This is a genomic window from Veillonella caviae, assembly GCF_003992125.1.
Classification (GTDB): Bacteria; Bacillota; Negativicutes; order Veillonellales; family Veillonellaceae; genus Veillonella; species Veillonella caviae.
The window spans coordinates 44647-68085 of sequence record NZ_RQUY01000011.1 but is presented as its reverse complement, the minus strand read 5'-3'; the positions used below and the strand labels follow the sequence as shown (position 1 = coordinate 68085).

Sequence of the window (23439 nt, the reverse complement as noted above, 5' to 3'; positions counted from 1 at the left end):
GTAAATGGCTTATAAAATTCCTCTAAAATAATGGCCTCTTGTAATAGGTTCATCATATACTTGTTTAGATGGTGGCTGTATAGTCCCATTAAGTATACCTACATACTCAGTAATGATATGCTTTAATCGATCTAAATCCATCTGACGACCATCAATGCGTAAAATAGATACACCTTTTTTCACCAAATCCGGTACATAGGCACGCATATCCATTTCATGACTATTCATTATATGCATACGACAATATGGATCCGTTCTTAAAGGGAACATCTCCCCTTTTCTATCTCTTAAAAAATAATTTTCTTTTACACATGGCATAGAGCAGGTAACTTTACTGCCAGTTCCTACAAAGCTAGCAATGACACAGTATTCAGATATCATCATTTCTGTATAACCATGAACCATAGCTTCTAACGGAGCTTGAGCATGTTTTGATAATGCACTAATTTGTTGCAATGTCAATTCCTGCGATGGTGCAATACTGCTCATACCAAGATTCTCCCAAAACTTAACAGTTGGTGTATTAAAAATATTTAATCCCGTATTAGCTTCAATAGCCCCTGTATAGCCTAGCTCTTGTAACCATAATAAAGCTTGTGGCACATGAATGGCGATACTAGTAGGATTAGCATTAACTATGTATTGTAATGTTTTTTTATAAACCTCAACTTCATCATCTTTAATGACACGAGGCGTTGTGAAAGTACAATACACACCTGCATCATTACATAAGGTTGCTACCGTTTTATATACAGATGATTCATAAGGAAGGCGTTGTAATCGATCACCACCAAAAATAATTTTTTTTGCCCCTCCAGCAATGGCAGTTTGCACACCCTCTACTTCATCTACTACAACAGATACAATTGGTAAATCACGATAGTCCAAAGCAGTTTTAGCAGCAAATGGGTAAGACCCGTTAGTATTATATACTTGTAGTGTATGCCACGATTTTACATGTGATTCTATTAACATGACTTCTAACGCTTCTACTGCATCACGGCGTAATGCATTCAGCACGCTAGCCGGCCACATATATTCCCCATTGGGAATTTCTACATAAGAAAGTTGGAATAACGTATTTCCCAAACGCCCCAATTGTTCTGCCACTTTTTCTAAAGAAGTTGGTACTTTATTTGCCAATACGGGAATATATTCATGTTGTACCGTTACAGATAAACCAGAGTCTAACATAGCTGTTAATTCCGTATACTGTTTTGCACCATCAATACCTATCATAAGATACATCGTTACATTATATTTCCGAGAAAATTCTTGAAGGCCTCTAGATTTGGCTTCTTTAGGTGTAGATGCTAAGTACATAGGGCCTGAGGCTAGTCCTTCTTTCGGTTTAGACTTGTAGAGAAGTGGATTAATACAAAGCCAATCTTTATCAATTGTATAATAGGTAATACTCCCGTTCGTTTGCAAAATTTTAACTAATGATCCTAATACAATAGGTTCATCTAATTCTAAGTAGACATTTCCTTTTTTTACATATGCCTTACCGATGGGTTTTCCTTGATGATTTGGGGCCACTACGGTCATCATATGACGACCTACGGAATCATCTAGATAAGCAGTAGAGAAACCTCTGTTAAACCCAGTTGCTAAAGCCTGTTGCTGTTCATCATTAATAGTAGCCTTATCTAAGATTTCTCGATACGTACCAATGACTTGGCGCACATAAGAAACCTTTTTCATGCGTCCTTCTACCTTAAAAGACGTAACTCCAGCTTTTACAAGATGTGCCATATGCTCACTGTAATTTAAATCCTTAGGACTTAGCAAATAGGACTCATGTTTTGGCAATAAACTAACCCCTTTAGAGTTTAATAATTCATAGGGCAAACGACATGGTTGAGCACATGCACCACGGTTACCACTACGTCCGCCGATGAAAGAGCTCATCAAACATTGTCCAGAATAACATACGCACAATGCACCATGTACAAAAACTTCAATTTCCGCTTTACAGTTAGCACAAATATGTTCAATTTCTTTTAAACTGAGTTCTCGAGCCAACACGACACGGGTAAACCCTAAACTTTCATAAAAACGCACCGCATCTAAAGTGGTTGCTGTCATCTGAGTACTACAATGAAGATGCAAATTTGGCGCTACACGGCGCGCAACTTGTGCTACTGCCAAATCCTGTACAATAATAGCGTCTACACCAACAGACTCAAGTTCTTGCAAATAATATTCCAAATCGGTTAATTCCGTATCGCCGATTAATATATTGACTGTGACGTATACAGAGACTCCTAAAATGTGAGCTAATCGTACTGCTTCGCCCAATTCCTGCATGTCAAAATTCGCCGCATGTGCACGTGCATTAAATCCTTTACCACCTAAATAAATGGCGTCAGCACCAGACTCTAAAGCAGCCATAAAATTTTCCATCGTCCCCGCTGGAGCTAATAATTCCATATTCATCCTCTGATTCTTAAATTTTACAATGTATTACTTCTATTATACTACAGGAGAACAGATAGACATAAAGGGATTACCATATGGTAATCCCTCTTGTAAGGTATATTAACGCAATTTACAGTTTTTATCATTCAATGCAGAAATGATGTTTTGAATAATGCCATCAATTTCTTCATCATTCAATGTTCCTTCCATAGAACGGAATTGCAAATTATACGCCAAGCTGCGATAACCAGCCTCTATATGTTCCCCTTCATACACATCAAAAATGGACACAGAGTGTAAGTACTCCCCACCATGTTCATTGATGAGTTCCATAATTTCACCACTTGTAACAATTACAGGTGCAACGATAGCTAAATCTCGGCTTGTACCTGGAAATTTACTAAATGGTTGATATTTAAACTCTGGCATAGTCAAATCTAAAATCGCTTCTAAATCAATTTCAAACATATATACTTTACCAGGTAAATCAAAATTTTTGCTTACTTGTGGATGTAATTCACCAAAATTAGCAATCGTAACACCATTAATAGTATAGTTAGCACTTACACCAGGATGGTAATAGCTTTCACCACAAGGAGTAATCGTATAGCCCACTACACCTAAGTTTGATAACAAACCATCTACTACGCCTTTTACGTCATAGAAATCCGTTTCACGTTGCGGTTCATTCCACGCTGGTTCAGTAGTTTTCCCCATCATAATACCACATGCCATTGGTCGCTCGTGAGGCACTTCTACTAATGGTAATGCTTTCGGCTCATATACATTAGCTGTTTCAAACAACCATAAATCTTTGTTTTGTTGTGCCATATTACGAAGAGCTGCTTCGATAACAGCAGGCACCAAAGTAGTTCTCATGTAAGGAAATTCTTCAGATATAGGATTTAGAATTGGAATTGCTGTATAACGACTATCTCCTTCTGGAAGCATCATATTTGACAAACCGTCTTTATGCATGAAACTAAAAGTAATAATCTGACTAAGACCAACACTAGCTAAATAATGCGTTACTTGCTTAGTCAATGCTTTTTTAGGTGTCATGCCACCAGAGGACAATACTGCATGTGGAATAGTTGGTACAATATTATCATAACCATAAATACGCGCCACTTCTTCAGCAATATCAGGCATACCGGTTACATCATCACGCCATGTTGGCACTAATGCATCAAGAGCATCCCCATTTTGAGTAATAACAAATTCAAGATTTGTTAGAATAGATACCATTCTATCTTTATCGATAGATGTACCAAGATAATCATTAACACTGTCTACTGTAAAAGTAACCGTACGTTGTTCTACTGGTGTAGGATATACATCGATAACACCCACTTCTACCTCACAGGAAGGGCAAATTTGTTGTAACAATTGCGCAGCTCGATCGATAGCATATGCCGTGTATTTATGATTAATACCACGCTCAAAGCGACCAGACGCTTCGGAGCGCATACCTAATGCTTTAGAAGTACGACGAATAGAAGGTCCATTGAATACAGCAGCTTCTAACAATACATGAGTAGTATCATTTGTCACTTCGCTATCGCGGCCGCCCATAACACCAGCTATGCCAATCGGTCCATTAGAATCTGCAATAACGAGCATAGACTCATCTAACTTGCGTTCAGAACCATCAAGGGTTACTAATGTTTCTCCTGCTTTTGCATTGCGAGCAATCAAAGTATGCCCTGCTACGCGATCATAATCGTAAGCATGCATTGGTTGACCTAATTCAAGCATAACATAATTTGTTACGTCTACAACATTATTAGTAGGGCGAATCCCACTGTTACGCAAGCGATTTTGCATCCATAATGGAGATGGTTCAATAGTTACATTTTTAACTACACGAGCAGTGAAACGGGTACACAATTCATTATTTTCAATCACAACCGAAGCTTTACCGTCGATGGAATTACCATTTTCATTGACCATAATAACTGGGAATAATGCCTTTTTACCAGTCATAATGGCAAATTCACGAGATAAGCCCACCATAGAGAAACAATCAGCGCGATTAGCAGTTAATTCAAACTCATATACTGTATCATCTAGCATTAATGCTTCTTTAATATCAAGACCGATTGGTGTATTTTCAGGGAAAATATAAATGCCTTCTGCCTCTTCTGGCCGTACTTGTTCTTTAGATAGTCCAAATTCTGCAACGGAACAGAACATACCTTCCGATGTAACACCACGCAATTTACCTTTTTTAATTTCAGTACCATCTGCTAAACGAGATTTATGATATGCTACAGGCACAATTTGACCTACTGCCACATTGGTAGCAGCTGTAACGATTTGTTTCGTAATCTCAGCGCCGTCTTCATCTAAACATTGTACTTGGCATACTTGTAATTTATCCGCATCTGGGTGTTTTGTAATTTCTACGATTTTACCAGTGTAGATTTTTTTCAAACCTGGGTCCATAGAAATAACATCTTCTACAGGAATACCTGCTTGTGTTAATTCATCTGCTAATTCTTGGGCAGGACGAGCTAAGTCAAGAGGTACATATTCATTCATCCATTGTAAACTTGCTTTCATTTCTACCTCCTAAAACTGTTCCAAGAAACGTACATCATCTTCAAAAAATAGTCGTAAATCACCAATGCCGTATAAGAGCATCGCAATACGCTCTACACCCATACCAAAGGCAAAGCCTTTTACCTTCGTCGGATCATAGCCATTGATTTCTAGAACTTTAGGATGTACCATACCGCAACCTAAGATTTCAAGCCAACCGGTATGAGAACATACACGGCAACCTTCACCACCACACATAACGCAGGAAATATCTACCTCAGCAGATGGCTCTGTAAATGGGAAAAAACTAGTGCGGAATCGAACCTTTGTATCATCGCCGAACATATGACGCAAGAAAGTTTCAATAGTACCTTTTAAATCAGCAAATGTAATGTGTTCATCGATAATAAGACCTTCCACTTGATGAAACACAGGGGAATGTGTTGCATCATAGTCCCAACGATACACTTTACCAGGTGCAATCATGCGAATAGGACTATTCGGTTCATGACGTTGCATAGTTCGTGCTTGTACTGGAGATGTATGAGTTCTAAGCAAGAAATTTTCTGTAATATAGAAGGAGTCTTGCATATCGCGTGCAGGATGGTCTTTTGGTAAATTAAGGCATTCAAAATTATAGTAATCTTGTTCTACTTCTGGACCTTCTTCAACGGTATAGCCCATTTTCATAAAAAATTCTTCAATCATTTCATTCACTGTTGTCAATGGATGAATATGACCGGTTTTTGGTGCTCTACCAGGCAAAGTAATATCAATTTTCTCTTCTTCTAAACGAGCATTCAACGCCGCTGTTTCCATAGATGCTTTCAACGCGTCTAATTCCGCTTCTAATGCTTGGCGTACTTCGTTTACCAAAGCCCCCATTTTAGGGCGCTCTTCTGGGGATAATTTTCCAAGGCCTTTTAATAAAGCTGTTACTTCACCTTTTTTACCTAAATATTTTACGCGTACGTCTTGCAACGCCTGTGCATCATTAGCCGATTTAATAGCTGCTAATGCAACCTCTTTTATGCGTTGTAATTCTTGTTCCATACAACCATCCTCCTAAATGACAAAATTCAAATTTCATTATATCAAATTTGGGTCATCTTCTTCAATGAAACGCCATGGTAAATCAGGCAAAGGCTTTTCTTCCAAAACATAAAAGGTGCCTCTTGCTAAATGTACTAGCTCCCCTAATTCATTATAAATACGCGCTGTAGCGACCATAGTGGATCGTCCATTATGTTCTACATTAGCTACACCTCTTAATAAAGTCCCACCTTTTACGGATTTTACATAATTGCCATTAATGTCGATGGTACTCACAGATTTGCCCAATGTAAAACAGGCTGTTCCCATCAAGCTATCAGCAAGACCTATGCATACTGCGCCATGAAGGTCGCCACGAAAATTACAATATTCAGTTTCATTTGTTTGCAATATCATCTCTGCATGTCCTAAATTCACTGCTGTAACTTCAGAGTCTTTCACCCATGCAAAAGGATTTAATTCTCGCAATTCATTAAAATATTCTATTAATGTTGTAGCCATCATATTCCTCACCAAAAATAAAATTTTTCATCTACTGTGCTATCTAAAATTGTCTCTACTATACCTTATAAAAACCACATCTACTGTACTAAACATAGTACAAATATAGTATTTTCACAAATTAATTCTTCACAATACATAAAAAGTGCGTTACATCATACAATATTGTATCATGCAACGCACCATATGCGAATATATCTATGTAAAATTACTTTCACAAAAATCTCGAATACAAATTATATTCCTAGTATATTCGCCATCCATTATATAGCTATACTATTATTCGTAATGCAACGCATCAATTGGATTGAGTTTTGCCGCTTTACGAGCAGGATAAATACCAAATACGAGACCGATGGCCATAGAGAAACCAAAGGATAGAATGATAGTTGGTATAGAAATAACGGTACTCATCCCCGATAAAGTACCTATTAAATGAGATGCACCAATACCTAAGGCAATGCCTATAATGCCCCCCATAAGACTTATAACAACCGCTTCTATTAGAAACTGTGTAACAATCACATTATAGGTGGCTCCTAAGGCCTTACGAATACCGATTTCCCGCGTCCGTTCTGTAACAGATACGAGCATAATATTCATAATACCGATGCCGCCTACTACTAACGAAATGGCTGCTACAGCACCAAGAAATAATGTTAAGGTTCCCGTCGTTTGTTCCATAGTATCCATAATAGATTTCATATTTTGAATGTTAAAATTATCTAGTTCTGGATCTTTGATACCATGACGAACACGCAATAAATTTTCAATATCGGATTGCAAACGATCAATACCACTTTCATCCTTCGCCACTACATAGACCATGCGAAGGTAATCGACCCCTTCTACGCGTTCCATAGCCGTTGTATAAGGGATAAAAATTGCATCGTCCTGGTCATTACCCATAGTACCATTACCTTTGCTTTCAAGAACACCGATAACGCGAAACGGAATATTCTGTACACGAATTTCTTTCCCTACTGGATCTTCACCGGCAAATAGATTTTTTACTACCGTTTGCCCCACTACGGCAATGCGTTCACGGTTTTGTACATTTTTTTCTGAAATAAATCGGCCTTCTTCCATATTCCAATTATTTACATCTTGGAAATTATAGTTAACACCACTTACGCTAGTAGTCCAGTTTTTACTTTGATAAATAGCTACATAGGACCCCGCCGTATATGGGCTGGCCGCCTTTACACCATCTAGCTTAGCAATTGCTTCATAATCAGAAACTTTTAAGGTTTTTTGAGAGCCTGCAGTAGGTCTAACCCCTGGAGTACGAGGTGCACCAGGCATAACCATTAACAAATTAGAGCCTAAACTAGAAATCGAATCTTGTATATCTTGTTTAACACCATTACCAATGGACACGAGGGCGATTACGGCAGCTACACCGATGATAATACCTAACATAGTCAATATGGACCGTAATTTATTGGCAATCAACGATGCCCAAGCCATTAAGAAACTCTCTTTATACATGAGTCACCTCCTGCACCGCCGCCATATTAAGATTTTGTTTATCTTCTACAATATAGCCATCTCTGAGTACTACGTTACGGCTTGCATAAGTTGCAATTTCCGGCTCGTGAGTAACGAGAATGATGGTGCGCCCCGCATCATAGAGACCTCGAAAAATATTCATTACATCAATCGTTGATTTAGAATCGAGGTTCCCTGTAGGTTCGTCAGCCATGATAATAGCAGGATCATTGGCGAGAGCCCGAGCAATAGCTACCCGTTGACGTTGACCACCAGATAGTTCTGCTGGTAAATGATCCATCCGATCACCGAGACCTACCGATGAAAGCAACGCCGCTGCACGATCTGTACGCGTTTTTCTATCAATGCCGGCATAAATCATCGGCAATGCTACATTCTCTAAAGCCGTCAATTTAGTAAGCAAGTTAAAGCTTTGAAAAACGAAACCAATTTCCTTATTGCGCACATATGCCAATTCATCATCAGACAAAGTGGCCACTTCATTACCATTAAGTCGATAAGACCCTGTAGTAGGCCGATCTAAACACCCCAAAATATTCATAAAAGTTGATTTACCAGAACCAGATGGTCCCATGATAGATACAAAATCACCTTTTTGTACTTGCAAATCAATACCGTGTAACACAGGCACAGATAATTTGCCATTCACATAGGTTCTAGTAATACCTTGTATATCAATAACAGAATGATTCATACCTCACCTACTAAAATGGTCCACGGCTAGTTTGTTTAGGCCCATTTACATCGCCACTAATAATAATTTCATCACCTTCCGATAACCCTTTTAAAATTTGTACATTCGTATCGCCAGTAACACCAGTAGATACAGCTGTTCTCACCGGCTCTCCATCTTTGATGACATATACATATTCTCCTTGTTTATCTGTACGTACTGCCGTCAATGGTACAACTAATGTATTTTTAATATCTTCCCCAAAAATTGTGGCACGCGCCGTCATAGTAGGCAAGAAATTATTAGAGATATCTGCTGGAATTTGTACCTTTACGGTATAATACACTACGCTAGAACTTGTGGTACCCATATTACCTTTAGTACCTTTTGCAATTTCTGTAACATAGCCTGTAAAAGTTTCACCTGGTTTAGAATCGACGGTAAATTCTACACGAGATCCTGATTTCACATTACCAATATCCGTTTCATCTACAGTAAGATAAATCTCTAAATTAGACAAATCCGCAATAGTGGCAATAATCATTTGTGTCGAAATCCCTGTGCTAATCGTTTGACCTGCTTTTAACGGTGTGCCAATCACAGTACCTGCCATTGGAGCTGTAATAGTAGCATCACTTAAATCTGCCGCTACTCGATCATATGTAGATTGAGCTCGTTCAAAACTTGTCACTGCATCATCATAGGTTTGTTGAGATACTGCATTTTGATCAATAAGAGCTTTATAACGATTCATATCAAGACGCGCTTTATCAAGCGCCGCTTTTGCATCATCTACTTGAGCTTGTAATTGACGCGTGTCAATATAAGCAATCACTTGGCCTGCTGTAACTTGATCATTTTCTTTTACAAGAACACGCTCCAATTTACCTGCCACATTAGTAGATACATCCACATAGTTTACTGGGTTTATAGTACCAGTTGAGCTAATACTAGTTTTAACATCCCCTTTTTCAACTTTACCTGTGGTATATTTTTGTTGCGTTTGTGCACTATTATTAGAATTCACATAATAATATGTACCACCACCTAATACACAAAGGGCTAGGGCGCCACCAATAATGCGTTTGCGATTCTTTTGAAAGAATGCTTTCATGTAAATACTCCTTATTTCTTTTAGAATAGTTAGCCTATTTTATAATAAGACTATAAAGTAATGTATTGTAGCGTGATTACATTCTACACCAAAATTCAAAATGATACAATCTAACGTTACTAACGACTCAATGTAGTTAGTAATGTATACTGAGATATGTCTAATGGAAACTTGTAATTACACGCCACCTCATAAGGGATAGCCTTAATTCTACCCTCAATGTATCCTAGAATTTGATTTTTCTCACCTTTTGCTATTGCCTCTAACGCTGCAGAACTCATACGAGCCGCTAATAGTGAATCAAATGCCGAAGGCGATCCCCCTCTTTGTAAATAGCCAAGTACGGTTAAGCTAGGATCAAAATACGTATGTGATTTAATATAGTCCTTCACCGCTTGTCCACCATAGGTACCTTCAGCTACCAAAATAATACTAAACTCTTTCCCCATTTGATGAGATTCATTAATCCGATTACACACAGCATCTAGTGAAATCTCAACTTCGGGAATAATGACAATCTCAGCGCCACAAGCTAAACCAGATTGCAATGCAATATGCCCTGCATGACGCCCCATAACCTCTACAATGGCTATACGTTCATGGGAATTAGAAGTATCCCTAATTTTACCTACTGCATCGACAACGGTATTTATTGCTGTATCAAAACCAATTGTATATTCAGTACCATTCATATCATTATCAATGGTAGCCGGTATGGTCATCGTATTAAGCCCTAATCGAGATAATGCTTCAGCACCCGCCATAGAACCATCTCCGCCAATAACAATGAGAGATTCAATGCCCATATCTTGTAAAACAGAGTATGCTTTTTCTTGCATAGCTAGTTCTTTAAACTCAGGAAATCGAGCAGTTTTTAATACGGTTCCACCAGATGTAATAATGCCACCTACATCACGAGGTCCTAACTCACGTATTTCTCTATTAATAATACCTAAAAATCCACGTTCGATACCATATACAGTATATCCATTATGAATGGCTTGTCTTGTAACGGCTCGTATAGCCGCATTCATTCCTGGCGCGTCTCCGCCACTTGTTAGAAGAGCTATTGTTTTCATATGCACCTTTACCTTCTATCGGTTTATCAATTTTCTTCTCTTTGGGTTGTCGTCGCTCTTTAAATTCTATTTGCGCTCGTTCTAATTCACGCTCAATAGACTGCATAAAGTCATAGGTTCGCCCATTAGTTGTATCTAGCACATAGTCACATTGTTTATACACAGGTTTCCACGATTGAATCATAGCATGTACAAAAGCACTCACATTCGTATAGTCCATAGTTGGTCGCTTACCAACACGTCTATTAACACGACTAACAATACGATATTGAGCAGCTCGAATGCCAATAATATAAGAAAATCGCTTTAATGTTTTTAATGTGCGATGCTCTATGGGGAAATTTCCACCTATAGAAATGACGGCTTCGTGATATAAACACACTTTTTTTAATACATCAAGTTCAGCACGTCTAAAGGCTTTTTCACCTACTTTTTTATAAATCTCTGCAATGGGCAACCCAAAACGACCTTCTAATACTCGATCGGTATCTACAAATTGCCAGCCTTTTAAATCAGCTAAATTACGGCCAAAATGGCTTTTTCCACTACCCATGGATCCGATGAGCACAATATTACGCTTTACTGTCATATTTTATTGCCCCTTATTCATACGTTACTTTTCATTGTACTATAAATATAAAATAAAGGCTATATATGTAACTATGCGTTGCATATATAGCCTAATCCACGTTTTGTAATACATATCAATTTTACTAATATCTACAATATATAAGGTTTTACTTCACAAGTAATATAAATGCTACTACCTTGGGTATTGATAGATATAATTCTTATAGAACAATTCTTTACTAATTTATTGACCTTATTATACCAAGCGAAAAAGTTCATGCTAGTACCTATTAAGGTGATGACAAGTTTATCATTATTAATTTCACTATGAGACACAACTAATGGTTCACTTCCAATACTTTGATATACAGATTCACTCCAATCATCATTGTTTATCAATGAATCCACTAATATTTTTTCTTTGGAATGTAAATATATATCCTTAACTTGTATCATAGCTTGATAATCTACTATATCTGATTCAATAGTAGTTCTATAATTTCTAATATAGCTATATCCAATTATACTGCCAATAATCATTAACATACTAATTACACTAAGACCGATCATTCTCTGCATGACTATGCTCATGCTCTTTTGGATGTCCATCCATATGGAATACAGTGTATCCACTATCTTGTTGTATGTCTTGTTTCCCATTGCATATCCACTTTATTAAATGACTTTGTACATATTGCATATAAGATTGATAGCTTTCATCACTATTAGCAATACCTACCATAGAAAAACCATCATCTGTAAAAATAATGTTTTGAATTGTTACATTTCCATGATTAGTCATAGCCCCATCTAATAAGATAATAGCTATATATTGTGTGTTATACGAACTTTTCCGTTGTAAAGTCTTATGAATTAATTGTTGCAAAGATTCATATTCCTTGAGCACTCGCTGATTGTCTTCATTGTTTTGAATAGCTAACCATTGACGCTGTATAGCCTTATAGTCATTATATCCTTCTATCAAAACGACTATTGATACAATAGCAAATAAAAATATAGCTATAGAAACAATATATATATACCACTTATATTGTTGTAGTCTGACATACCAACGCACATAACGAGGAAGAAAATTAAAATAACTTCTGTTACCAGCCATGTCCAATCCAATCTAGACCTCGTGCAGCAATGCCAATAGCCATATCCCAATCTAGCTCACCTAAATGACAACGTGTTTTACCTCTTCCAAGAAATACCATAGGAATATAGTCTGTGCTGCCATATACCTCTTCTAATGCACAAAGGTCGATTTTCTGTTCTTCAGTCAAATCATCAGTATTATAAAAATGAATCCCTTGTATTTCTTCTACACCAAAGCCCTGTAATTCTTCTTCTAGTTCAATAAGCGCCTTACTAATATCGGCACCATTAACTCTCACAATACAATCTTTAATACATACATCATTCCACCACACCCAAAGATGCATTCCCACCGATTCTACTATACCAGTTATAGTCCCACTGCGATATAACAACCCATATGTAACTGGTATAGGCCAGCAATCAATAATATCCACAGGGGCACAACTATCCATAATACCGTTCCTTAATAAAGTTAATTCATGACGGTCCGCAGCGGCTAAGAACAAATAATAGTGATGTCTTGGATATTCTCGTTTACAAGCATCTATTTCAAATTCATTTTCAGCAAAAGAAAAAACACCTTCTAAATTCCATTTAATAAATTCTTTTACATCAAAATTATGAGGATCAAAGGTAGACATAGCTGTTTCTGTTTTTATATCTGCCACCATACTAAACGAACCGTCTTGTAAATCATAAGCATTAATAAATCGCACAATATCTTTATCAATGGTACTCTGTCTACCCAATTCTAAAGCATCTGTAATAATCATAGTCTTATTTTCAATATGAGCCGTTACGCCAACAATACGTTTATCAGTAATACAGATTCCTGTATGTATAATTAATTCTGATTTCATAAGGTCTCCTTAATACGGTTTTATTGATACCACTTCAAAAGTATGATTGTTTCCTTCTTGTAAATATAGATGAACTCGTGCCGTATATCCATTTCTAATACCATAACTCATAACATGACGCGGAACACTCATTGTGGCATCAGCTTTTATATAAACTGTATGGTCACTGTCCGCTTCTACAATAATAGGCTGTTTATCGTCAAATGTGCCTCCAGATTTACCATAAGCTACAAACCAACGAGCTCCTCGTTCTGCATCATAATGAGCTTTCATGAGATTCATTTCATCTATAGTATTGCTCAACGAAAGAGCACTCAGTTGAAGCACTGCTATAGAAACAGTAGTGATAAAAAACATCATATACAATGATCCATATGTTATGAATCCATTAGGTTTTCTTATTTTTAAACCAATCATAATGTGTCGATATAGCTGTATTAACTTCATATCGAGCAATTCCTCCATAGCCTTGCGCGAATGTCGTAGACGGTACAAATCTATTATTTATAGTCCACGACAGATGTAAATCTTTATCATCACCTATATAGAATGGTTTAATACTATCTAATTTACGCTTATCTACGGTTCCTAGAATGCGGCTTCCACTAAGCGGTTGTAAACTACCGTCACGTAACTGTCGATACAAAGCTCTTCTTTTCACAACAAATGTAGTTTTTTTATCATCGTGAATAAACAAAGATGTATTAGAGTCATAAACAGATACCATATAAGAATTCCAAATAATATGCCCTACAATGGCACGCCTTGTATATCTGCCATCCTCTATCATGGCAATGCTATCATCTAATCGAGCAGCCCATATATAAGCAGTAACAGATATAGATAGCACCATCGTGAGCACTAATAGACCTAATAATAAACTCATAAGTAAAGAAGGTAATATGTACCCCTTTACTGTTTCTTTTCTATTAAACTGTATGCAATGAGATACCGATGATACTAATTTCACTGGAAGAAAACATATAATGCTGTGATACTGTACCATTTACAATAACCTCACTCTAAGGGCGCCCCTAAATACGTAGATACTTCATATACTGTTTTCCCAAATTCAACAGCTTGCACAGTATATCGACTAATGAATATACCATTAACTTCGATAGGTTCTTCTGTGAGTATATATTCTGTCGATGTAGTAGAAGAACTAAAATGACTTTTTGCTACACCTACTTTCGGCATATTCCCAGAATCATAAGCAGATTTACCTTCCTCAATAAAAGCTACCACATCTTGTTCAATTTGATCTCGATGGTAGGACATTTCAAGATTTTGTGTAGACAAAAAGAATATCTGTAACATAACAGGTAGTATAATCAACACAATGGTCGCCCCTATTATGGCATCGCCATATAAAAAACCCGATATACTAGCCTTACTAAAGTTTAGTGTTGTGTTTTTACATCTGTTCCCATCGTATACGGCCTGTTTGAACAGAAATCCATATTCGATTTTTTGCACCAGTCCTCGTATCTTGTAATATAAATTCGGTTCCATCATAAGGCAATCCATAAGCAGAAAAATATACACGCTTCATTATATGCATACTTTCAATATTAGATGGCAATACATGTTCTTCATATACCCCTCCATATCCTTCTCTAATTACATAGGAAGATTTTTTTAAAATAAACTCTCCTTGACTCATGCGTTCATTACGATGACCTAACATAGACCATAGTTGAACTTTTTTTATTGTATATACTACTTCTTGTGTACATAGATTTAATTCTGTAGATGAAGTAATCGGCTTACATATCATAGTCCCCATTAAGGCAATAATTATGATAAGAGACAATGCAATTAGCCATTCTACCAATATATATCCATCTTTATTACCTATATGGAAGTTATGATAAGCCAATATATATCCTCCCAAAACATAGAAAAATGTAAACCTTGCCACGCACCAAAAGCAAGAAAGGGACCAAATGGTATATATCTTTCAATAGGACGATTGATAGTTTTCATAAAGGCGAGATAGAGACAAGCCGTGAGAACAGATATATATATCATTACAATCATTTGCACTGGCGTAAACCATATAGAAATGGCACAGAACCATTTAACATCGCCCCAACCAAAACCATTATGACTGATATATCGCAAACAGATGGATATAATCGCTACTACTAATACCTGTATACATGTGTCGATATATACATGATGAGTAATAACAGTATATAAATAGCCTATAATAGCTAATCCAATAGCCCCTTCATTGGGTAATATAAAATACTGCATATCAATGGTAGCACCGGTTACAAGCACCAGAGAAAAGAAGCTTATACACAATATTTCTAATAAACTATACGATTTATAAATAAGAGGAACAAAGAGCGATATACAACACGTGCATAGAAACAAAAGTAATTTGATCCCTTTCATACACTACACCTTATTGTGTGGCACCTGGAGAAGTAACCACTACCGATTTTCCAGTATTACCATCTACTTGTTCATAACTGATAACATAATCCTTCCCTTTAGCATTCTTAACATGTTCTGTTAAATACCCTTCTTTATATAATGTTTCCACAGTAGGTGGTGTATCTAAACTCTTGTCAATCATATAGAGTTGTGTCGCGTTTCGAATAATTTGAATATCTGCTAATTCCTTCGCCTGCTTTGCTTTGTCAGCAGCAGACATAAATTGAGGCATCGCAATAGCTGCTAATATAGCAATAACCGCAACTACAACCATAAGTTCTACTAATGTAAATCCACCTTCCCTACGTTGTTGTAACCGATGGATACTCAATCGGTATTGTACATAACGCAAAATAGATTGGCGCAGATTAGCAAAAATAGTTATGTAGGACTTCATAATGACTCTCCTTTTATTAATAACTAAGAGATGAAATAGACGTAAATAAAGGATACATGACAGATACCACGAGAATGGCTATGCCAATGCCCATAATGGATAGTAGAATAGGTTCCATCAACCTTTCTAGGCGAGTTATATATTGGTTTAGTAACGAATCATAGTATTTACTACAGTGACGCAACATGGCAACTAATTCTCCACTTTCTTCACCAACAGCGACCATTTGCCATATAAAAGGATTCCCTATGGAGCAAGCCTCTATACTATGTCCAAAAGAATGACCAGCTTCTAGCATAGTTACCACCCGTTCACTACAAATACGACCATATCGATTTCTCCACACTTCTTTAGTCATCTTCATCATAGGTATAATAGAGATTCCCGAATCTAAGAGCAAAGCCCATACAGCTAATACATTGGTATAATACAGAGCTGTCAGTGGCGTATTACGGTGAGCCAATTTCCATAAACGCTTGTGTATGCTCATCTGAATTCGTTGGTTATTAACCCCTATGACAGTACAGATAACAATCAAAATGTGAACTCCAATATATATAAATGGATGTTCTCGTAAAGACTGTCCTAATACAAATAGTCCTCGTGTCATCCACGGTAGCTCCACGTGCATGGTAGCAAATACACGACTAAAAGACGGAATAATAAATAACAAGGTTACGAGAAAAAATACATTCATCAATAACAATAGAAATGAAGGATAAGAAATAGCACTAATAATTTTTTGCTTCCATTGCCGTTCATGTTCATAATAATTTGCAATATACTGTAATGTTTCTCCTAATGTACCAGCTGCTTCACCAGCCTCCAGTAAAGCTACAGCGATAACCGGAAATCCAAGTTGATAAAATGTTTGTGATAAACTTTGTCCTCGTTGGATTCCTTCATATAGAAACCGATACGCAGGATTACTATTCTGTTCATCCATCAACGTCAATGCTCTTCGCAACGGTATACCAGACGACAACAATAAACCTAGTTGTTGTGATACATCTGATATAGCCTTATAAGTCCATGCTGTCTGTTTCTCTTCTGAAACAGTAATATTACATATAGTATAACCTTCTAATTTTAATTTTGTTTTAATTTCATCTTCTGAATCAGCCCATAATAAACCTTGTTTTTTTACCTTTTCTTTTGTTATGACAATGTAGTGATAGGCTTTCATAAAGGCTCCATCTCTCTAAAAAGAACAACTATTATTATGACAATTGTTGATCAAGTAACTCATGCAATATTCGCTGTGTCCCATATTGGGATTTAATATCTCGTACAGCCATTTCTAAAGTTTGCATAGGAACCTGAGTTTCTTGAATTGACGGAATTTGAGGTTCTTTACGATTTCTAATTAAATTAGCTACCGCATTGGTATTTATTAAAATATCTCGTATAGTGATAAATTCATGTTCCCAGCGCAATAAACGTTGACATATAACGGCCCGCAATACTTGTGAAATCTGACTGCGCACTTCATCTTGTTGATCACCTGAAAGTAATGAAATCATACGTTGCACGGCCATAACAGCACGTTGCGTATGCATAGTAGCCAATACAAGATGGCCTGTTTCCGCAGCATGTAAAGCAGCCTCTAATGTTTCTCTATCCCGTAACTCACCGACCATAATAACATCTGGATCTTCTCTCAATGAATCTCGTATACCACATGCCATAGAGACCATATCAATACCTAACTGCCGTTGATGAATTAATGAGCGGCACGATGTAAACTCATATTCAATAGGATCCTCTAAAGTAATAATATGCTTATTCATAGTTTCATTGATGAACTCAATACAACAAGCGAGGGTAAATGATTTGCCACTGCCAGTAGGTCCTGTAACGAGGACTAATCCATCATGATAGGAACATATCTTTTTTAATAAATCCCCTTCATCTGTATCCTCTAATCCTAATTGCTTATGACATAACAAACGCAATGTACCACAAATACTATGATTAGCTTTGTACATATGGGTTCGCACACGTATGCCCTGGCAAGTAAAAGCTTCATCAATAGAATGCCACATGATTGACGTAATATGACATCGTTTTAAAATATCATCAATGATTTCTTGCGTACATTCTATATCTATAGATTCAAGGCCCTTAGCAACGCGCAGAAAAATGGGTTTATTCAATTCTAAATGTATATCTGTAGCCTCTTGTTCCTTAGCGAGTATCAATATAGATTCAATAGAAAATTCCTGCACGACGCACCTCCTCATTAGATGTATAGCCAGCTTCTATAGCTTGTTTAGCAGACTCTTGTAAGGTAACTACCACATAATCATCTATGCAATTCCAATCCATTGCAGTAGTAGGAATTTCTAAATATTCAAACAAACCCATACGACCTTTATACTGACCACTATTTACTAATCGACGTACGAGGCGCTGCGATAAAGATCCAATAAGCGTAGCTCGTAACAAATAAGGTTCTACCCCCATATCTATAAGTCGACTCACTACGCCTATGGCTGTATTCGTATGCACAGTCGTCAGTACTCTATGTCCTGTTAAAGCTGCTTTTACAGCTAATTGGGCTGTTTCATTATCTCGAATTTCACCAATCATAATAGAATCTGGATCCTGTCTCAATACAGCACGTAATCCTTTAGAAAAAGTAAATCCAATTTTCTCATTAATACCAATTTGAATAGCCCCCTCTATAGGTGATTCTACAGGATCTTCTAAGCAAATAAGCTTAGTTTCCTTCCTGTGTAACAGCCTGAGCATAGCGTATAAAGTAGATGTTTTACCACTACCAGTAGGTCCACAAATCACAATCAGACCATACGGTCTATTTAATAACTGCTCTATACGACACTCCAATTCTGCAGGCATCCCCAATTCTCTTAATGTTTTATGAACCCCTGCATTCCCCATAAGTCGACAAACTATAGTTTCACCATATAAACTAGGTAAACTTGATACGCGCATAGTGCCTGCATACTGCTTGCCACACCAATCCCAACGGCCATCTTGTGGCAGTCGCTTTTCACTAATATCCATTCCACTGAATACCTTAATTCGATTCGTTAACAAATCTGCATCAGCTCCACCAATAGTCATATAATCTTGCAATAATCCATCTAATCGCAATCTAACATGAATACCATCTTCCATAGGGTCGAAATGAATATCACTACTATGAGCTTCCATAGCATACTCAATAATTTCATCTAGTGTAATATCTACATACATGGTCACCTCCAACCTTGCGGTATATTAATAGATCACCTTCGTTTATTGCGCTGTATATTTCTCCATGAATTCTATAATTCCTCTTTATGAAAGTAAATTCCACAATTCGTGTATCATAATCAAAGAGATTGTATTGAATACAAAAAAGACCTAGTAAGAGCAATACGCCATTACTAGGTCTTTTAGTTTATATGTTTTTATAAGGAATCTATAAAATAACCTATAATACCAATATATATGACATTATAAGAGTTCATCTAACAATATAGGGCTGCAGATATAACATCTATACTCCCTATGCCTGCATGATTATTTCAAATTATAGAACACTTTATCACCTTTGTATTGAGCAGTTTCATATAACATTTCTTCGATGCGAAGTAATTGATTATATTTTGCTACTCGTTCAGAACGAGCTGGTGCACCTGTTTTGATTTGCCCTGCATTAACGGCTACAGCAATATCGGCAATAAAGGTATCTTCGGTTTCCCCAGAACGATGAGATACAACGCAAGTATAACCTGCCCGTTTTGCTGTTTCCATAGCATCAAAAGCTTCTGTTAAGGTACCGATTTGGTTTACTTTCACAAGAATGGAATTACCTACACCAAGATCAATCCCTTTTTCTAAGCGTTTTGTGTTCGTTACAAATAAGTCATCGCCTACTAATTGAACACGTTTACCGAGACGTTCTGTAAGAACTTTCCATCCATCCCAATCTTCTTCTGCTAAACCATCCTCAATAGATACGATAGGATATTTATTCACTAAATATTCGTAGAAATCCACCATTTCAGATGCGGTCAACACTTTACCTTCACCAGCTAAGTGATATTTTCCATCTTTATAAATTTCACTAGATGCTACATCGAGAGCCAATTTAAAATCGCTTCCTAATTCATAGCCAGCTTGTTTAATAGCTTCACAAATTACTTCTAAAGCTTCTTCATTAGATGCTAAATTTGGGGCAAAGCCACCTTCATCCCCAACTGCCGTGCTAAGTCCTTTATCATGCAATACGGATTTTAATGTATGATATACTTCTGCACAACTGCGTAAAGCATCACTAAAATTTTCCGCTCCTACAGGCATAATCATAAATTCTTGTAAGTCTACATTATTATCTGCATGAGCACCACCATTAAGGATGTTCATCATAGGAACCGGTAGTTCTTTAGCATTAAAACCGCCTAAATACAAGAACAAAGGCAAGTCTAGCGATTCAGCAGCCGCTCTTGCTACTGCCATGGATACACCTAAAATAGCATTAGCACCTAAATTAGATTTGTTATCTGTACCATCTAATTGAAGCATTAATGTATCAATAGCCACTTGTTCTGTTGCATCATATCCAATAATAGCAGGACCAATTTTTGCATTTACATTATCGATAGCTTGTAAAACACCTTTTCCATTGTAACGGTTTTTATCGCCGTCACGTAATTCTACAGCTTCAAACATACCTGTAGAAGCGCCAGAAGGAACCGCTGCAGTAGCAATAGTGCCATCTTCTAAACATACTTCAACCTCTACGGTAGGATTACCACGAGAATCTAAAATCTCACGAGCTACAACTTGTTCAATAACTGCCATGATTACACCTCATATATTAGTTAACAATTAAATTTTCCCCACTCATATCGCTAGGCTGCGCAATACCAGCCAATGCCAATATGGTAGGTGCTATATCGCATAATTTGCCTTCTCGTAAATGAATATCACCATGAGTATCACTTACTAAAATGAGCGGCACAAGATTTGTGGTATGTGCCGTATGGGCCTTACCTGTTTTATGATTAACCATAACTTCTGCATTACCATGGTCTGCAGTAATTAATAATTGTCCGCCTACAGATAAAATAGCCTCAGTAATGCGAGCTAATCCGGCATCTACTGATTTAATAGCTTTTACAGCAGCTTCAAAATTGCCTGTATGCCCCACCATATCAGGGTTTGCATAATTTAAAATTATCACATCATACTGTTTACTATGAATAGCATCTACTACCTTATCTGTTACCTCTGGAGCACTCATTTCAGGCTGTAAATCATAAGTTGCCACCGCTGGAGATGGCACTAAAATGCGGTCTTCCCCATCAAAAGGTACCTCTTTACCACCATTGAAAAAATACGTTACATGAGCATATTTTTCCGTTTCCGCAATACGCAACTGACGATATCCACCAACACTTAGTACTTCTCCCAAAGTAGATGGTAGTGTATCCTTTTCATACACAATATGAACAGGCAACCCATCTTCATATTTTGTCATAGTTGCCATGTAAATATCGAGAAGCTCTCGTTCAAATCCATCGAATTCGGGTTGAACTAATGCTTTGGTAAGTTCTCTACCCCTATCCGGTCTAAAATTACAGAAGACTACGGCATCGCCATTTGTAATACAACCCATTTTATCAATCACCGTAGGTACTACAAATTCATCGGTAATATTCTTATCATAGGATTGTTTTACAGCTTGACAAGCCGTATCCGCCACTTCCCCTTTACCACAAACGATAGCATCATAAGCCAATTGTTCTCGGTCCCATCGATTATCTCGATCCATACCATAATAACGACCACTTACAGTAGCAATCTTCCCACAACCGATGTGCTGCATGTAGGATTCTAAATCCTCTAAATAGGTTTGTGCACATTGTGGAGGCACATCTCGGCCATCAAGTAAAGCATGTACATATACCTCTTGAATTCCTAACCCTTTAGCACCACTGATAACTGCTTTGATATGTTCTAATGAGCAATGCACATTACCATCAGACACGAGGCCGATAATTTGTAAACGACTTTGTTTAGCATGAGCATATAGCTCTTGCATAACAGGACGTTTATAAAAATCACCATTTTCCACATCTTTTGTAATGCGTGTTAAATCTTGATATACAATGCGTCCGGAACCAAGGTTCAAATGACCTACTTCTGAATTGCCCATCTGTCCCTCTGGCAAACCTACCGACATACCTGATGCTTGTAGTGTTGTATGTGGGTACTTATCCCATAGAGAATTAAAAAATTCTGGTTTTGCCTGGACTACAGCATTTGTTGTATCTAATGTATCCCCCATGCCAAAGCCATCTAAAATAACGAGCATAACAGGGGCCTGTAATTTTGCCATTGTACTACCTCAATACACAATTTATGTTTAAGATTCAGTAACAGATAATTCTTGAGCTGCCATAATAATAGATGTAAAATCGTCTACTAATAAGGAGGCGCCACCAACCAATGCACCATCGATATTGGGTTCACTCAAAATTTTGAGTGCATTATCTGCTTTCACACTACCGCCATATTGAATGCGCACCTTATCAGCTACGTTTCCATTATATAACTCATTAATATATTGTCGTATAGATTTACATACTTCTTCAGCTTGATCAGCAGTAGCCGTCCTACCAGTACCAATGGCCCAAATAGGTTCATAGGCAATGATGAGCTCAGAAGCTTGCTCTGCAGGGATATCTTTCAAGGCTCCATCTAATTGGGAGTGGATAAACGATATCGTTTCATTAGCTTCCCATTGCGCCAAACTTTCACCAACACAGACAATAGGCTGAATATTGTGATGAAAAGCACTTTTAATTTTTTCATTCACCATACTATCCATTTCACCATAATATTCACGCCGTTCGGAATGGCCTAAAATAACGTAAGTCACACCTACTTCATTCAACATTAACGGAGAAACTTCACCTGTATAAGCACCAGCATCATGATAATCCATATTTTGTGCACCTACCTCGATATGCTTATCTCTCGTTAAGCACACCGCCCTCTCAAGAGCTGTAAAAGGTGGGCATACTACAACATCAACATTCAACTCTTTATCACTTAAGAAACTGTTAAATGCTTCAATCAATATAGATCCAGATGCAATGGTACCATTCATCTTCCAGTTTCCTGCAATAATTTGTTTTCTCATA

24 protein-coding genes are annotated in these 23439 nt (G+C 37.2%); all 24 read right to left on the bottom strand.

The features are described from left to right. Positions 1-9: 9 nt before the first annotated feature. The 24 genes from EO120_RS05425 to tpiA all read right to left on the bottom strand — a co-directional run bounded on the left by EO120_RS05425 (position 10) and on the right by tpiA (position 23438). Entirely contained in the window at positions 10-2433 is a 2424-nt protein-coding gene (locus EO120_RS05425) for a U32 family peptidase (RefSeq protein WP_127134460.1), read from the bottom strand. Between the two features lie 108 nt (positions 2434-2541). Further along, positions 2542-4986: a phenylalanine--tRNA ligase subunit beta gene (gene pheT / locus EO120_RS05420; RefSeq protein WP_127134459.1), complete on the bottom strand. Its 2445-nt coding sequence runs from the start codon at positions 4984-4986 to the stop codon at positions 2542-2544. 9 nt (positions 4987-4995) lie between these two features. Next, the gene (pheS, locus tag EO120_RS05415) at positions 4996-6018 is read right to left on the bottom strand and encodes a phenylalanine--tRNA ligase subunit alpha (protein ID WP_127134458.1); all 1023 of its coding nucleotides are present in this window, start codon (positions 6016-6018) and stop codon (positions 4996-4998) included. Positions 6019-6054: 36 nt separating this feature from the next. Then, a complete protein-coding gene (locus EO120_RS05410) occupies positions 6055-6519 on the bottom strand; it encodes a PaaI family thioesterase (RefSeq protein WP_127134457.1) in 465 nt (154 codons plus the stop codon). Positions 6520-6798: 279 nt separating this feature from the next. Next, positions 6799-8010, bottom strand: coding sequence for an ABC transporter permease (locus EO120_RS05405; RefSeq protein WP_127134456.1), 1212 nt, complete (start codon positions 8008-8010; stop codon positions 6799-6801). Further along, entirely contained in the window at positions 8003-8725 is a 723-nt protein-coding gene (locus EO120_RS05400; RefSeq protein WP_127134455.1) for an ABC transporter ATP-binding protein, read from the bottom strand. The genes EO120_RS05405 and EO120_RS05400 overlap by 8 nt, the downstream gene beginning before the upstream one ends. A 10-nt stretch (positions 8726-8735) precedes the next feature. Then, complete coding sequence (locus EO120_RS05395) at positions 8736-9818, bottom strand: efflux RND transporter periplasmic adaptor subunit (RefSeq protein ID WP_127134454.1); 1083 nt, start codon at positions 9816-9818, stop codon at positions 8736-8738. A 119-nt stretch (positions 9819-9937) separates the two neighbouring features. Then, on the bottom strand, positions 9938-10852 hold the full coding sequence (locus EO120_RS05390; protein ID WP_241234897.1) for an ATP-dependent 6-phosphofructokinase: 915 nt from the start codon (positions 10850-10852) through the stop codon (positions 9938-9940). Then, entirely contained in the window at positions 10809-11486 is a 678-nt protein-coding gene (locus EO120_RS05385; protein ID WP_127134452.1) for a shikimate kinase, read from the bottom strand. Before EO120_RS05385 ends, EO120_RS05390 begins: the two co-directional genes overlap by 44 nt. Positions 11487-11617: 131 nt before the next feature. Continuing rightward, positions 11618-12013, bottom strand: a complete 396-nt coding sequence (locus tag EO120_RS05380) for a hypothetical protein (protein ID WP_127134451.1) — start codon at positions 12011-12013, stop codon at positions 11618-11620. Positions 12014-12023: 10 nt separating this feature from the next. Beyond that, positions 12024-12587, bottom strand: a complete 564-nt coding sequence (locus tag EO120_RS05375) for a hypothetical protein (RefSeq protein ID WP_127134450.1) — start codon at positions 12585-12587, stop codon at positions 12024-12026. After that, positions 12577-13431 carry a hypothetical protein gene (locus EO120_RS05370; RefSeq protein ID WP_127134449.1) on the bottom strand — a complete coding sequence of 285 codons (855 nt, stop codon included), beginning with the start codon at positions 13429-13431 and terminating at the stop codon, positions 12577-12579. Before EO120_RS05370 ends, EO120_RS05375 begins: the two co-directional genes overlap by 11 nt. A 9-nt stretch (positions 13432-13440) precedes the next feature. Then, complete coding sequence (locus EO120_RS05365; RefSeq protein ID WP_241234896.1) at positions 13441-13791, bottom strand: hypothetical protein; 351 nt, start codon at positions 13789-13791, stop codon at positions 13441-13443. A gap of 28 nt (positions 13792-13819) precedes the next feature. After that, entirely contained in the window at positions 13820-14437 is a 618-nt protein-coding gene (locus tag EO120_RS05360) for a hypothetical protein (protein WP_241234895.1), read from the bottom strand. An 11-nt stretch (positions 14438-14448) separates the two neighbouring features. Next, the gene (locus EO120_RS05355; protein WP_127134448.1) at positions 14449-14772 is read right to left on the bottom strand and encodes a hypothetical protein; all 324 of its coding nucleotides are present in this window, start codon (positions 14770-14772) and stop codon (positions 14449-14451) included. Between the two features lie 76 nt (positions 14773-14848). Further along, positions 14849-15313, bottom strand: a complete 465-nt coding sequence (locus tag EO120_RS05350; protein ID WP_241234894.1) for a hypothetical protein — start codon at positions 15311-15313, stop codon at positions 14849-14851. Beyond that, on the bottom strand, positions 15289-15720 hold the full coding sequence (locus tag EO120_RS05345; RefSeq protein ID WP_241234893.1) for a prepilin peptidase: 432 nt from the start codon (positions 15718-15720) through the stop codon (positions 15289-15291). The genes EO120_RS05350 and EO120_RS05345 overlap by 25 nt, the downstream gene beginning before the upstream one ends. 127 nt (positions 15721-15847) lie before the next feature. Beyond that, the gene (locus EO120_RS05340; protein WP_127134446.1) at positions 15848-16276 is read right to left on the bottom strand and encodes a competence type IV pilus major pilin ComGC; all 429 of its coding nucleotides are present in this window, start codon (positions 16274-16276) and stop codon (positions 15848-15850) included. Between the two features lie 16 nt (positions 16277-16292). Next, the gene (locus EO120_RS05335; protein ID WP_127134445.1) at positions 16293-17462 is read right to left on the bottom strand and encodes a type II secretion system F family protein; all 1170 of its coding nucleotides are present in this window, start codon (positions 17460-17462) and stop codon (positions 16293-16295) included. A 34-nt stretch (positions 17463-17496) separates the two neighbouring features. Then, positions 17497-18519 (bottom strand): type IV pilus twitching motility protein PilT, encoded by a 1023-nt coding sequence (locus tag EO120_RS05330; RefSeq protein WP_127134444.1) that lies wholly within the window; start codon positions 18517-18519, stop codon positions 17497-17499. Then, the gene (locus EO120_RS05325) at positions 18485-19498 is read right to left on the bottom strand and encodes a GspE/PulE family protein (RefSeq protein ID WP_127134443.1); all 1014 of its coding nucleotides are present in this window, start codon (positions 19496-19498) and stop codon (positions 18485-18487) included. Before EO120_RS05325 ends, EO120_RS05330 begins: the two co-directional genes overlap by 35 nt. Positions 19499-19807: 309 nt before the next feature. Then, positions 19808-21091: a phosphopyruvate hydratase gene (gene eno / locus EO120_RS05320; protein WP_127134442.1), complete on the bottom strand. Its 1284-nt coding sequence runs from the start codon at positions 21089-21091 to the stop codon at positions 19808-19810. Between the two features lie 16 nt (positions 21092-21107). Further along, entirely contained in the window at positions 21108-22631 is a 1524-nt protein-coding gene (gpmI, locus tag EO120_RS05315) for a 2,3-bisphosphoglycerate-independent phosphoglycerate mutase (protein ID WP_127134441.1), read from the bottom strand. Between the two features lie 27 nt (positions 22632-22658). Further along, entirely contained in the window at positions 22659-23438 is a 780-nt protein-coding gene (tpiA, locus tag EO120_RS05310; protein WP_127134440.1) for a triose-phosphate isomerase, read from the bottom strand. Position 23439 lies beyond the last annotated feature (1 nt).